12 protein-coding genes are annotated in these 13636 nt (G+C 68.5%); 7 read left to right on the plus strand and 5 right to left on the minus strand.

From position 1 onward, the window contains the following. Positions 1 to 58: 58 nt before the first annotated feature. Positions 59 to 475: an RDD family protein gene (locus ACQUSX_RS01660; RefSeq protein WP_428905236.1), complete on the plus strand. Its 417-nt coding sequence runs from the start codon at positions 59 to 61 to the stop codon at positions 473 to 475. Between the two features lie 3 nt (positions 476 to 478). On the opposite strand, the gene ACQUSX_RS01665 is transcribed toward ACQUSX_RS01660, so the two are convergent. Beyond that, positions 479 to 958, minus strand: a complete 480-nt coding sequence (locus tag ACQUSX_RS01665; protein ID WP_428905237.1) for an ATP-dependent zinc protease family protein — start codon at positions 956 to 958, stop codon at positions 479 to 481. Between the two features lie 25 nt (positions 959 to 983). Here ACQUSX_RS01665 and ACQUSX_RS01670 point away from each other — a divergent pair, with 25 nt between their 5' ends. Further along, positions 984 to 2171: a RimK family alpha-L-glutamate ligase gene (locus ACQUSX_RS01670; protein ID WP_428905238.1), complete on the plus strand. Its 1188-nt coding sequence runs from the start codon at positions 984 to 986 to the stop codon at positions 2169 to 2171. Positions 2172 to 2227: 56 nt separating this feature from the next. Here ACQUSX_RS01670 and ACQUSX_RS01675 read toward each other — a convergent pair whose 3' ends face one another. Then, positions 2228 to 2938 carry a DUF4191 domain-containing protein gene (locus tag ACQUSX_RS01675; RefSeq protein WP_428905239.1) on the minus strand — a complete coding sequence of 237 codons (711 nt, stop codon included), beginning with the start codon at positions 2936 to 2938 and terminating at the stop codon, positions 2228 to 2230. A gap of 125 nt (positions 2939 to 3063) precedes the next feature. Here ACQUSX_RS01675 and ACQUSX_RS01680 point away from each other — a divergent pair, with 125 nt between their 5' ends. Further along, the gene (locus ACQUSX_RS01680) at positions 3064 to 4455 is read left to right on the plus strand and encodes a hypothetical protein (RefSeq protein WP_428905240.1); all 1392 of its coding nucleotides are present in this window, start codon (positions 3064 to 3066) and stop codon (positions 4453 to 4455) included. A 6-nt stretch (positions 4456 to 4461) separates the two neighbouring features. Here the strand turns inward: ACQUSX_RS01680 and sucB are convergent, their stop codons facing one another. The 3 genes from sucB to ACQUSX_RS01695 form a co-directional block, all read right to left on the minus strand. Continuing rightward, the gene (gene sucB / locus ACQUSX_RS01685) at positions 4462 to 6228 is read right to left on the minus strand and encodes a 2-oxoglutarate dehydrogenase, E2 component, dihydrolipoamide succinyltransferase (RefSeq protein WP_428905241.1); all 1767 of its coding nucleotides are present in this window, start codon (positions 6226 to 6228) and stop codon (positions 4462 to 4464) included. 68 nt (positions 6229 to 6296) lie between these two features. Further along, complete coding sequence (lpdA, locus tag ACQUSX_RS01690) at positions 6297 to 7670, minus strand: dihydrolipoyl dehydrogenase (RefSeq protein ID WP_428905242.1); 1374 nt, start codon at positions 7668 to 7670, stop codon at positions 6297 to 6299. Continuing rightward, a complete protein-coding gene (locus ACQUSX_RS01695) occupies positions 7670 to 9145 on the minus strand; it encodes a leucyl aminopeptidase (protein WP_428905243.1) in 1476 nt (491 codons plus the stop codon). The genes lpdA and ACQUSX_RS01695 overlap by 1 nt, the downstream gene beginning before the upstream one ends. Positions 9146 to 9249: 104 nt before the next feature. Here ACQUSX_RS01695 and ACQUSX_RS01700 point away from each other — a divergent pair, with 104 nt between their 5' ends. The 4 genes from ACQUSX_RS01700 (at position 9250) to ACQUSX_RS01715 (ending at position 13635) form a co-directional block, all read left to right on the plus strand. After that, on the plus strand, positions 9250 to 10176 hold the full coding sequence (locus ACQUSX_RS01700) for a proteasome assembly chaperone family protein (RefSeq protein ID WP_428905244.1): 927 nt from the start codon (positions 9250 to 9252) through the stop codon (positions 10174 to 10176). A gap of 161 nt (positions 10177 to 10337) precedes the next feature. Then, positions 10338 to 11576, plus strand: a complete 1239-nt coding sequence (locus ACQUSX_RS01705) for an RNA polymerase sigma factor (protein ID WP_428905245.1) — start codon at positions 10338 to 10340, stop codon at positions 11574 to 11576. After that, positions 11573 to 12892, plus strand: coding sequence for a MurT ligase domain-containing protein (locus tag ACQUSX_RS01710; protein ID WP_428929943.1), 1320 nt, complete (start codon positions 11573 to 11575; stop codon positions 12890 to 12892). The genes ACQUSX_RS01705 and ACQUSX_RS01710 overlap by 4 nt, the downstream gene beginning before the upstream one ends. After that, positions 12889 to 13635, plus strand: a complete 747-nt coding sequence (locus ACQUSX_RS01715) for a type 1 glutamine amidotransferase (protein WP_428905247.1) — start codon at positions 12889 to 12891, stop codon at positions 13633 to 13635. The genes ACQUSX_RS01710 and ACQUSX_RS01715 overlap by 4 nt, the downstream gene beginning before the upstream one ends. Position 13636 lies beyond the last annotated feature (1 nt).

A 13636-nucleotide genomic window follows, 5' to 3' on the forward strand; every position in this document is an offset into this window, starting at 1 on the left:
TTCTCGGCCGTGTCTGTCGTGTTTCGAGCATGTTACGAGCGGTCGGTAGGCTGAAGGAGTGAACGAGTACCCCGGTGAACGCCTTGGACTGCCCGAGACGGGGCCTCGCAGCATCGCACGAGCGGGCCGTCGAATCGGCGCTCTGGTGATCGACTACCTCGCGGCGACCATCATCGCCGTCGGCTTCTTCGGATACGACCAGTTCGCGCTTCCCGGCGAGGCGGGGATCACACAGTTCGCACCCATGATGGTCTTCGCCGTGCTGCAGATCCTGTTCATCCCCACCGCCGGCGGAAGCCCGGGGCACCGCATCCTCGGGATGCGCGTCGTTCGACTCGACGGCGCATGGGTGGGGCTGTGGCGTCCGATCGTGCGCACCCTGCTGCTGGTCGTCGTCATCCCCGCGGTGATCTGGGATGCCGATCAGCGCGGCCTGCACGACAAGGCTGCCGGCACGGTCCTCATCCGCGCCTGAGATTCACACCCTGCCGCGATTGCGCTGGCGCGCGTCACGCGGTGCTCGCCCGCCGAGGAACGACTTCGACGGATCCACCACGAAGCCCTGGCGCAGAGCCTCGCGGCCGATCAGCATCCGGAAGCCCATCTCGTCGCGGTTGGTCAGAGTGACCTCCGCGTCGACCACGGCGTCGACGAGCCTTATCTGCAGCTTGACCACCAGGCGGTCCTCCGCGTGCCCTGACGAGCTGCGCACGGCGCGGCGATCGTGAACCGGGCACTCGTGCACGACGGCGTCCTCGTGGCTCTCCTGCCAGGGGTGCACGCTGAAGCGCACCCAGGCGGAACCGTCGCGCTCGAACTCGGTCACATCGAACGCGTGCAGCGACGAGGTGCGCGCTCCGGTGTCGATCTTCGCCTTGATCCACGGGATGCCCAGATCCGGCAGGCCGACCCACTCGCGCCAGCCGGTTGCCGTGTTTGAATGAGAGGACCGAATCACCTCTACATCCTGGCAGGAAACCTCTGTGAAGATCGCCGTCCTCTCGCGTGCACCGCAGTCGTACTCGACGCAGCGCCTTCGGGCCGCCGCCCAGCAGCGCGGACACAATGTCAAAGTGCTCAACACCCTGCGCTTCGCGATCGATCTGACAGCCGACGCGCCGGATCTGTTCTTCAGAGGCAAGCAGCTCAGCGACTACGACGCGATCCTGCCGCGCATCGGCAACTCCATCACCTACTTCGGCACGGCTGTGGTCCGTCAGTTCGAGCAGATGGATGTCTACACGCCGAACACCGCGAACGGCATCTCCAGCGCGCGTGACAAGCTGCGCGCGAACCAGATCCTCTCGCGGCACAACATCGCCATGCCGCCGACCGCCTTCGTGCGCAACCGCGCTGATGTGCGTCCGGCCATCGAGCGGGTCGGCGGCGCACCGGTCGTCATCAAGCTGCTGGAGGGCACCCAGGGGATCGGCGTGATCCTCGCCCCGCAGGTGAAGGTCGCCGAGGCGATCATCGAGACGCTGCACTCCACGAAGCAGAACGTGCTCATCCAGAAGTTCATCGCGGAGAGCCGCGGGCGCGACATCCGTGCGCTCGTCGTCGGCGACCGCGTGGTCGCCGCCATGCGTCGCGTCGCCGACGGCGACGAGTTCCGCTCGAACGTGCACCGCGGCGGTCGCGTCGAGCCGGTCACGCTCGACCCGGTGTACGAGCAGACCGCCGTGCGCTCCGCGCAGATCATGGGCCTGCGCGTCGCCGGTGTCGACATGCTGGAGAGCGACGACGGCCCGCTGGTGATGGAGGTCAACTCCTCACCAGGCCTGCAGGGGATCGAAGCCGCCACGAAACTGGACGTGGCCGGCGCGATCATCGACTACATCGCCAACCAGGTGGCCTTCCCCGACATCGACGTGCGTCAGCGTCTGAGCGTCTCGACGGGGTACGGCGTCGCCGAGCTGCTGATCCACACCAACGCCGAGCAGGTCGGCATGAAGCTCGGCGACCTGGGCCTGTGGGACCGCGACATCACCGTGCTGACGCTGCACCGTGGTGTGAATGTGATCCCGAATCCGCGCAAGCACATCGTGCTCGAGGCCGAGGATCGGCTGCTCTGCTTCGGCAAGCTCGAGGAGATGCGCTCCATGATCCCCGAGAAGAAGCGCCGGCGTCCGCGAGTGCGACGCCTTCCCAAGGAGCCACTCGGCGACTGACCGATGCAGAACGGCCCCTCCGAAGAGGGGCCGTTCCGAGGTCTGCGTGCGTGGGCTCAGCGCGGACGCTGCGAGCGGACCCTGGTCGGGTCGATGCCCTTCGGGATCGGCAGCGACGACAGCGACTGCGAGACCGATTCGATGCGTCGGATCACCGCGGCCATGGTGGCCTTGTCGATGGTCTTCGGGATCTTCTTGATGGTCTTGGAGAGATCGGCGATGGCGACGTCATCCTCACCGTGACCGACGTAGAGCACGGTGACCGGCACGCCCTGGGCGACGCGCTGCGCCTTCTGGCGCTCCTCGTTGATCAGGCGCGTCAGACGGCCGCGGGTTCCCTCGCCCACGACGACGATGCCCCCGCGGCCGATCACGCGGTAGACGGCTTCCTGCGTCTTCGGGTTGATGCCGACCGGGGTGTCGGATGCCTGCCAGCGGCGCCCGAGGCTGGTGCTGAGCACGTGACCCGTCGCGCCGGGCATCCCGTCGATCTTCTGGTACATCGCCTTGGTCGACAGGCGGGTCATCAGGAACATCGCGCTCAGGATGCCGAACATCAGACCGGTGATGCCCCAGAGCACGAGCGAGAGCACCGAGCCGCCGCCGATGAGGTAGCCGAGGATGAGTCCGATGAGCGCGCCGCCGATGAGGATCGCGATCTGCGCCCAGGGGAGCCAGCCGTAGACGTCCCTGGTGAATCGGAACAGGGACTTGATCTGGGAGAAGAAACCCTGACGCTTCTCGGGTTCGGGAGCACGCTTTGCCATGGGTACCAGCCTACCGAGTGATCGCGACGTCGTACGCCCTGCACAGGCCGCGGATCGAGCGCAGTTCTCCACAGCGGCCGGGATGCGCCGCGCGTCTGCCTCGCAGATGACGTCTTATGGATGCCATGGATGACACCGCAACGCTGCTGCCGGGAGTGCACCGATCCATCCGCCGGCTCGATGGGGACGAATCCGCCTTCCCGGGCGTTCTGGTCACGGACGGCGAGCTGATGCGGATCCGCGTCGACACAGCGTCGGTCGCCGATCAGCTGTGGACCTTCGCCGCGGCCGAGCATGTGGCCGGCGTTCGTGACGTCGTGCGCCGTCACGACGGACACGACGCGCTGCTGCCGTGGTGCGCCGACACCGTCGAGAGGTTTCTGGGCCGCCGTGCGGCCGCGGAGCGACCGCTGCTGCCCGGCGAGGTCGTCACACTGATCGGGAGCGTGCTGCGCGGCACGGTCGAAGCGGCGGAGGCCGGCGCGACCGCGGAGGTGCGCGGCCGATGGTGGCTCGCCGACGACTCCCGCCCGCTGTTCGTCCCCGGCGAGGGCGTGGCGTGCAGCGCAGCCGGCGCCGAGATCATCGCGAGCGTGCGTGCGGGATGCACCGATCGTGCACTCGACCGACTGCTCACCGAGATCGGCACCGGCATGCTCGACACCCGGGTGGTGGTTCGCTCCATGGATCGCTGGGAGCACGAGCTCACCGAGCTCGCAGCCCCGCGCGCGCTGGATCGGCAGGTCTTCCCACCCGAGCGTGTCAGCGCCATCGAGATGCATCGGGCGCTGCTGCCGGTCGACGCCCGCCGGGTGAACGAGCAGCGCAGTGCGAGGACCGCAATGACGCATCGCGTGATCCAGCGTTTCGCACAGCGTTCGGCGCTGATGCGCGACTGGCTGCGCGAGCATCGACCGCGTCTGCAGCGACGGGCCGGCGGTGCGCCAAGGGAGCGTGACGTCGACGCGGGAAGCAGGAGCGGGCGAGGCCGGATGCTGCTGGTCGGCGGCTGCGCCGCTGCGGCGGTGCTGACCGCGGGCCTGATGTGGCCGAGCGGGGAGGAGGACTCCTCTGCAGCGGTGACGTCGAAGGAGATCGTGGCGACGCAGGCTCCCGCCACGGCCGCTCCCGCAGCCGAGTCGTCGAGTCCGGATGCCGAGGTGTCGGAAGAATCCGAGGAGACGGATGCCGCGGCGCCCGTCCCGGACGATGCCGACGACATTGCGCAGACGGTCACCGCGCTGCTGACCGAGATCGCAGCGTGCGCACTGGCAGAGGATCTCCGATGCGAGGGAGCGGTCGTCGAGGGCGCCGGCGAGTCCGTCATCCAGCGTCTGACCGGAGCGGACGCGGCTCGCGAGCTGACGCCGATCGAGGACTACGGCGACATCGCGGTGATCAGGCTCGGCAGATCCGGTGATCACGGCGAGCAGATGCTGGTGCTCGTCAGCCAGGACGACGAATGGCTGGTCCGCGACGTCTATGACGTCGCCGACCAGCCATCCGGTGAGGGCTGAGCGGAGTCAGATCCCGAGGTTCGCTGCGAAGTCCGCGCTCTCGAGGCGGCTCTTCATCGCGCCGAGGAAGCGCGCTGCGTCTGCGCCGTCGATGATGCGGTGGTCATACGAGATGGCGAGGTACACGTACGAGCGCACCGCGATCGCGTCCACACCATCGACCGTGACCACGCCGGGGCGCTTGAACACGACACCGGTGCCGAGGATCGCCGACTGCGGCAGGAACACCAGCGGGGTGTCGAACAGCGCTCCGCGCGAGCCGGTGTTGGTCACCGTGAAGGTGCCGCCGGCCAGCTCGTCGGGCTTCAGCTTGTTGTCACGCGTGCGCGCCGCGAGATCGGCGATCTCGTGCGCGATCTGGGCGAGGTTCTTCGTCGCCGCATCACGGAGCACCGGCGTGAGCAGGCCGCGCTCGGTATCGACCGCGATCGAGATGTTCTCGGTAGCGGGGTACACGATCTTGTCGCCGTCCACCGTCGCGTTGATGATCGGGAATGCCTGCAGCGCCTCGGCTGCGGCCAGGGTGAAGAACGGCAGGAACGACAGCTTGTCGCCGGTCTTCTGCTGGAACTCGTCCTTCTTCGCGGTGCGGAAGCCGGCGAGCTTCGTGACATCGACCTCGACGAAGGTGGTCAGCTGAGCGGTCTGCTGCATGGAGGCGACAGCGCGCTCGGAGACGACCTTGCGCAGACGCGACATCGACTGGGTCGTGCCACGCAGCGGCGAGACCTCCAGCGGAGCCGGCGCGGCGGCTGCCGGAGCAGCCGGCGTCTGGGACTGGGCCTCGGCGGCCTTGAGGACGTCCTCCTTGCGAATGCGTCCACCGACCCCGGTGCCCTTCACGGATGCCAGGTCGACGCCCTGCTGGCTGGCGAGGCGGCGCACGAGCGGCGTCACGTACAGCGAGTCGGAGCCGCCGTCGGCGGGTGCGGCAGGAGCGGCGGTCGCCGGTGCTGCCGGTGTCGGTGCCTCTTCGGCCGCGCTTGCCGGCGCAGACGCGGCGGCCGGCTCTGCTGCCGGTGCCGGTGCGGCTGGGGCCTCGGGAGCCTTGGCCTCGGGAGCCGGAGCTTCGGCGGGAGCCTCTTCGGCGGCCGGAGCAGCAGCGGCCGGTGCAGCAGCGGGAGCGGCACCGGAGCCGATGCGGGCGAGCACGGCGCCAACGGCGACGGTCTCGTCCTCGGCTGCGACGATCTCCTGCAGCGTGCCCGCGACGGGCGACGGGATCTCGGTGTCGACCTTGTCGGTCGAGATCTCCAGCAGCGCCTCATCGACTGCGACGTCGTCGCCGACCTGCTTCAGCCAGCGGGTGACAGTGCCCTCGGTGACACTCTCGCCCAGTTCGGGGAGCACGACATCGGTGGCGTCGGAAGATGCCGCGGGCGCTTCTGCTGCGGGCGCTTCTGCTGCGGGCGCTTCTGCGGCCGGAGCCTTCTGCTCGGCCGGAGCCTCCTGCGGGGCGGGCGCCTCCTGCGCCGGGGCCTCCTCCGCTGCGGGAGCAGCTTCTGCCGGCGCATCGCCGGACGATCCTGCGCCGCTGCCGTCGCCGATGCGGGCCAGCATCGCGCCGACCTCGACGGTCTCGTCCTCGGCTACGAGGATCTCCTCGATGACGCCGCTGACGGGCGAGGGGATCTCGGTGTCGACCTTGTCGGTCGAGATCTCGAGCAGGCCCTCATCCGCCTGTACGGTGTCGCCCACCTGCTTCAGCCATCGAGTGACAGTACCCTCGGTGACGCTCTCCCCAAGTGCGGGAAGGACCACGGGTGTGCTCATGACGGAGTCTCCTTCGGAAATCTGTGACTTGTTCAAGCTTAGTGACCTGAACGTCGGGTGTGTGCGGTTCAGAGCGCGTGGAGCGGTTTTCCGGCCAAGGCGAGGAAGGCCTCGCCGAGCGCCTCGCTCTGCGTCGGGTGTGCGTGGATCAGCGGTGCGATGTCCTCGGGGTGTGCCTCCCAGGCCACAGCGAGCTGTCCCTCGGTGACCAGCTCGCTGACGCGGTCGCCGAGCAGATGCACGCCGAGGACGGGCCCGTCCTTCTGTCGCACGACCTTGACGGTGCCGCCGGTGCCGATGATCTCGCTCTTCCCGTTGCCGGCGAGGTTGTAGTCGTAGGCGACGACGGAGTCGGCGCCGTGGGCGGCGACGGCCGCCTCCTCGGTGAGTCCGACCGAAGCGACCTCGGGGCTGCAGTATGTGACGCGGGGGATCTGCGATTCCGGAAGCGTCGGAACCTGCATGCCCGATATCCGCTCGGCGACGGCGATGCCCTGCAGGAATCCGCGGTGCGCCAGCTGCAGACCGGGCACGATGTCGCCGACGGCCCACACACCGGGGACGCCGGTGCGCAGCTGGTCGTCGACGGTGACGAAGCCGCGGTCGAGGGCGATGCCGGCCTCTTCGAAGCCGAGGTCGGCTGTCACCGGTCCGCGGCCGACGGCGACCAGCAGGTAGTCGCCGGTGAACGTCTTGCCGTCCTCCAGTGTGACGGTGACCTGCGAGTCGTCCTGCTCGGCCTTCTGGAAGCGGATGCCGAGCGAGTACTTGATGCCGCGACGACGGAAGGCGCGCTCAAGACCCTTGCTGAGTGCGATGTCCTCGTTGGGAACCAGATGAGGCAGCGCCTCCACGATCGTGACCTCGGCGCCGAACGAGCGCCATACGCTGGCGAACTCCACGCCGATCACACCGCCGCCCAGGACGATAACGCTGGTGGGGACCTCGTCGAGTGCTAGCGCCTGCTCGCTGGCGATGATGCGCCCGCCGATCTCGAGTCCGGGCAGCGAGCGGCTGTACGAGCCGGTCGCCAGCACGACGTCGGCGCCGACGTAGCGGTCGTCCCCGACGCTGACCGAGCGGTCCGCCTCGAGGCGTCCGGCGCCTGCGACGACCGTGATTCCGCGGGCCTTGATCAGACCTTCGAGGCCCTTGAACTTCTTCGCGACGATGCCCTCGCGGTAGCTGCGCACGCCTTCGGGGTCGATCGCCTCGAACGACGCCGTGACGCCGACGGATGCCGCGCTGCGCACGTGATCGGCGACCTCGGCCGCGTGCAGCAGGGCCTTGGTCGGGATGCAGCCGCGGTGCAGGCAGGTGCCGCCGACCTTGTCCTTCTCGATCAGCGCGACCTTCTTGCCCAGTTCGCTGGCGCGCAGAGCCGCGGCGTAACCGCCGCTGCCGCCGCCGAGGATGACGAGGTCGTACTCATGCGTTGCCATCAGGCCTCCTTGACCGATGCCTGCGCGAAGGCGATGAGAGAGCGGACCGTCGCGCCGGTGGGGCCCTTCTCCGTGAATCCGTACGCCGCGCCCTTGTGCTCGCCGGATCCGGCGATGTCCAGGTGCACCCACGGGATGCGCGGTGCGTCCTCGGCATCCGACACGCGGCCGATGAAGCGCTGCAGGAAGAGCCCGGCGAACATCGAACCGCCCGAGCGGTCGGCCATGTTCGCGTTGATCATGTCGGCGATCTGCGACTCGAGCGTCTCCTCCATGAACTCCGGCAGCGGAAGCTGCCAGGCCGGCTCGCCGACGGCATCCGATGCTGCGAGGTACTCGGCGACGGCGTCGTCCGAGCCCATCACACCGGTGTGCCGCATGCCGAGCGCGACGATGATCGCCCCGGTGAGCGTGGCCACGTCGATGATGACGTCCGGGTTCTCGCGGCTCGCGGCGACCAGGCCGTCGGCCAGCACGAGTCGTCCTTCGGCGTCGGTGTTCAGCACCTCGACGGTCTGCCCGTCCAGCATCCGCAGCACGTCTCCCGGGCGCGTCGCGCGGCCCGAGGGCATGTTGTCTGCGATGCACATCCACGCCGTGACGCGCACGGGCAGCTGCAGCGCGGCGATGGCGCGGATGGCGGCGAGGATGCTGGCGGCGCCGGCCATGTCGAACTTCATGCCGACCATGCTCGCAGCGGGCTTCAGCGACAGGCCGCCGGTGTCGAAGGTGATGCCCTTGCCGACCAGCGCGATGTGGCGGGCGGGGTCCGCGGGGGAGTAGTCGAGGCGCACGAGCCGCGGCGGGCGGTCCGATCCGCGGCCGACGCCGAGGATGCCGCCGTAGCCCTGCTCCTCGAGCTGCGTCTCATCCAGCACCTGCACGTCGATGGGCAGTTCGGCGACGGCATCGACGGCGGATCGGGCGAGCTGCTCGGGGCTCTGCCACTCGGCGGGCGTGTGGACGAGGTCCTTGACCAGCGCCACGGCCTCCGCGACGGCGCGCGCGTGCTCGAGCGCGCCATCGGCCAGTTCTGCCGAATGCAGCACGATGGACTCCGCACGGGAGGGCTTCTTCTCGGAGCGGTAGTCGTCGAATCGATACCCGCCCAGCAGCGCGCCTTCCGCGGCCGCGTCGGCGTACTGCTCGAGGTCGGCGGTGAAGCCGATGGAGACGGCGGCGAATCCGGTGAGGCTGCGCACGGCCGTGGCGACGGCGTCGCGCACGGCTGAGGCGTCCGGCGTCTTGCCTGCGCTGACGACGGCGAGTGGCAGCGCGGTCACCGCGGGAAGGTGCACACGCGTGTAGGCGGATGCCGCACCCTTGAATCCGATGGAGTCGAGCATGTCGACGAGCCCCTCGAATCCGGCCAGCGCGTCGGGTGCGACACTCGGGTCGGGGATGACGAGCACTGCGGCGTCTGCAGCGCCTCCGGGGAATGGATCGGACGTGTGAGAGATCACGGGAAGCGTCATGCCTCCATCCTAGGGACGACGTCTGCGACGCGCCGCCGGATCATGTTCGCTGTCAGCAAGAGTCAGGCCACGCCCGCGGCCGCGGGGACTCGTAGCATGGGGATATGCCCTCGTCCGCAGACCTGTTCGAGTCGATCGCCGGCGCACCCGACGTGCCGACCGGCCTGCCCCTTGTGATCCTGCTCACAGGATTCACCGACGCCGGGAGCGCCGTGTCCGGGCTGATCGAGCACCTGCGCGAAACGGCCGATCCGCAGCCGCTGGTGACCTTCGACAACGACGTTCTGCTCGATTACCGCGCGCGTCGTCCGGTGATCGTCTTCGACCAGGACCACCTCACCGAGTACCGTCCCGCGCGACTCGACCTCTCCCTGGCGCACGACGCGCTCGGCCAGCCCTTCCTGCTGCTGTCCGGCTATGAGCCGGACTTCGCGTGGAACGCCTTCACTGAAGCGGTCATCGACTTCGTCGACGCCTTCCAGGTCTCGACGGTGAGCTGGGTGCACTCCATCGCCATGCCGGTGCCGCACACGCGCCCGCTCGGCACTACGGTCAGTGGCAACCGTCGCGATCTGATCGCCGCTCACTCGGTGTGGCGCCCGCGCACGCAGGTGCCTGGAACCGCGGGACACCTGCTGGAGTACCGCCTCATCGAGCACGAGATGCGGGTGGCCGGCTTCGTGCTACTGGTGCCGCACTACCTCGCCGACACCGATTACCCGGACACCGTGCTCGCGGCGGCCGACAAGGTCATGATCGGCACCGGTCTGGTGCTTCGCATGGATGAGGTTCAGGCGGGCCGCGACGAGTTCGTCGCTCGTGTCGAGGAGCAGGTGCTGGGCAACGACGAGCTGACCCAGATGGTGCACACCCTCGAGCGGCGCTACGACGCCTACATGGCGGGTCGGGACGAGGATGCCGAGGACGAGTCCTTCGACGAGCGCGACCTGCCGAGTGCAGACGAGCTCGCGGCGGAGCTCGAGCGCTACCTCGCCAATCGTCGTCCCGGCGATGATGACAAGCAGCGCTGACGAGATGAATGCGACGCGGAGGACGCAGTCTGCTCGAGGATGTGTGATAATGGATGCCTGACCCGTTGTCAAGCATCGTTCTCACCCGACGAGCTTGACAAGGGTCTTACTAGTGTCCGAAATGGCTCGGAGCGCGTGCACCGCTCCGTGAAAGGCGAAACGTGACTGCTGCCACGAGCAAGAAGACCCGGACGACCACGAAGAAGACCGCTGCCGACGTCGAGCCCGCCGAGGTCGACGCGGCCGCCGAGCCCGCGACGTCTCCCGCGAAGAAGAAGGCTCCCGCGAAGAAGGCGCCCGCCAAGCGCGCCTCCAAGAAGACGGAAGAGCCCGAGATCGACCAGGACGCCGTCGACGCCGCTGAGGCCGAAGAGGAGGAGGGCGAGAAGAAGCCCGCCTTCACCGAGCCCCTGCCCACCGGCGCGATCGTCATCTCGTCCAAGGACGAGGACGACGCACCGGTCTACTCGACGCAGATCACCGGCGCCACCGCAGACCCGGTCAAGGACTACCTGAAGCAGATCGGAAAGGTCGCGCTGCTGAACGCGGCTGAAGAGGTCGAGCTCGCGATGCGCATCGAGGCGGGCCTGTTCGCCGAGGAGAAGCTGTCGGCGATGTCGGCTGCGGAGAAGTCCAAGCAGCTCGGACTCGACCTGCAGTGGGTCGCCCGTGACGGTCAGCGTGCGAAGAGCCACCTGCTCGGTGCGAACCTGCGTCTGGTCGTCTCGCTCGCCAAGCGCTACACCGGCCGCGGCATGCAGTTCCTGGACCTCATCCAGGAGGGCAACCTCGGTCTCATCCGCGCCGTCGAGAAGTTCGACTACACCAAGGGCTTCAAGTTCTCGACCTACGCGACCTGGTGGATCCGTCAGGCGATCACCCGCGCCATGGCCGACCAGGCCCGCACCATCCGCATCCCGGTGCACATGGTCGAGGTCATCAACAAGCTCGCCCGCGTGCAGCGGCAGATGCTGCAGGACCTCGGTCGCGAACCCACGCCCGAGGAGCTCTCGCGCGAGCTCGACATGACCCCCGAGAAGGTCGTCGAGGTGCAGAAGTACGGTCGTGAGCCGATCTCGCTGCACACCCCGCTCGGCGAGGACGGCGACAGCGAGTTCGGTGACCTCATCGAGGACACCGAGGCTGTGGTCCCCGCAGACGCAGTCGGATTCACGATGCTGCAGCGTCAGCTCGAGCAGCTGCTCGACTCGCTGTCCGAGCGTGAGGCCGGTGTGATCCGGATGCGATTCGGCCTCGGTGACGGTCAGCCCAAGACCCTCGACCAGATCGGCGACACGTTCGGGGTGACGCGTGAGCGCATCCGTCAGATCGAGTCGAAGACGATGGCGAAGCTCCGTCACCCGAGCCGCTCGCAGTCGCTGCGGGACTACCTCGAATGATGCAGGCGACACCTCAGGCTCGCACAGCCGGCCTGCGGTACGTCTTCCCCGTGCTGGCGGGAAAGCTCGCGCGCTTCGCGACCCGTCTGCGCGGGGGAGGCTCCGCCTTCCCCGGCTACCTCACCAACCGGCTCGCCCCGTCACTGCTGCCGACGCTGGCCGACCAGTTCCGCTACGGCGTGGTCTTCGTGCTCGGCTCGAACGGCAAGACCACCACGACGCACATGATCAGCGAAGTCCTTCGCGCCCACGGGCTCAAGGTCTTCACGAACCCCACGGGAGCGAACCTGCCGCAAGGCGTCACCAGCGCGCTGCTGGCGGATGCGACGCTGACCGGTCGCATCCGCGCTGACGTCGCCGTGCTCGAGATCGACGAGGGGTTCGCCGCGGACCTCGCGGACCGCCTCTCGCCGGCAGTGATCCTTTCGCTCAACGTCCAGGTGGACCAGCTCTACCGGTTCTACGAGACCGAGCGCGTGGCAGACATGATGCTCGACGCGTCCACCCGTGCATCCGCGCACGTGGTCGTGAACCGCGACGACCCGTATCTGTCCAAGATCGACGTCGATGCGATGCGGGCACCGGTGTCGTTCTTCGGCATCGCTCCCGAGATCGTCGCCGCGTCGGCGCATGGCCTCGCCAATGCGGCCGACACCCGCAGCGGCACCGCCGGAACGCTCGCGCGCGACGCGTTCGCCGAGGTCCGCGAGGTCTCCGGTCGCGACATCGTCGTGAACGTCGGGGGAGCGGATGCCAGGATCACCCTGCCCGCCCGCGGACTGCACTACGCCGCCGACGCCGCCGCCGCACTGGCGGTCGCGAGCGGCGTCCTCGGCGCCGAGTTCGACACCGCCAGCGCCGCGGCCGGATTCGCCACCATGGCGCCGGCCTATGGCCGAGGCGAGGTCATCCCGCTGCGCCGTGAGCCCGCCGGCGAGCAGGTCGAGTTCGTGATGTTCAAGAACGGGCCGAGCATCCAGATGAACCTGGATGCTCTCGAGCAGACGCCCGAGCGCGCGCTGATCGCCATCGACGAGGGCACGCCGGACGTTTCTTGGCTGTATGACGTGGACTTCGCGGCGCTGCCGCGCGTGGACGTCGTCACCGGCGAGAAGGCGTACCAGCTCGCTCTCGCCCTGGCCTACGCCGGCGTCGAGATCGGCACCGTCGAGCCCGACATGGAGAAGGCCGTCGAGATCATGCGGTCCTTCCCCGACACGACAGCGGGGAAGCAGACCTGGTTCGTGAACTACGAGCTCATGATGATCGGCCGGCGCATCCTCGGTCACGGCGACCAGGAGGTGGCACGCCGATGATCAGCATCGTGCAGCTGTACCCGGCAGAGCTCGGCATCACAGGCGATCGCGGGAACGTCCGGACGATCGAGGAGCGCGCATCGGCGCGCGGAGTCGATCATGTCACCACGCTCGTCGGCGTCGGCGAGGAGATGCCCGCAGACGTCGACATCGTCGTCATCGGCAACGGACCGCTGTCCGCACTGCGCGGTGTGCACGCCGACTTGATGTCGCGCGCGACCGCGCTGCAGTCCTTCATCGAATCCGGTGGCACGCTGTTCGCCGTCGGCGGCTCGGCAGAGCTGCTCGGCGCCGGCATAGATCTCACGGACGGCGACTCGGTCGAGGGGCTCGGCCTGATGCCGTACCGCGTCGCGCGCACGCGCGAACGCCGCGTCGGATACATCACCGTGGACACCCCCGGGCTGCGCGTCGTCGGCTTCGAGGATCACGCCTCGGAGTGGACTCTCACGGATCCCAGCACGGCCTACGGCACTGTCATCGCCGGCCGCGGCAGCTTCGTCCGAGGCGAGGCCCGAGGCGAACTCGTCCGACACGGCAACGCCTTCGCGGGCAATGTGCAGGGCCCCGTCCTGCCGCTGAACCCGGGTCTCGCCGACGTGCTGATCGAAGCTGCGGCCGAGCGTCGCGGGCTGACGCTGTCGACGTCGACGACAGGTGTGCTCGACGAGTATGCTCAGGGCGCGCGCAGCGCCATCGAGCGGTTCATCCACGACAAGGGCTTCAAGACCATCCAGCTCTGAG

This window comes from Microbacterium alcoholitolerans (genome assembly GCF_050408615.1).
Classification (GTDB): domain Bacteria; phylum Actinomycetota; class Actinomycetes; order Actinomycetales; family Microbacteriaceae; genus Microbacterium.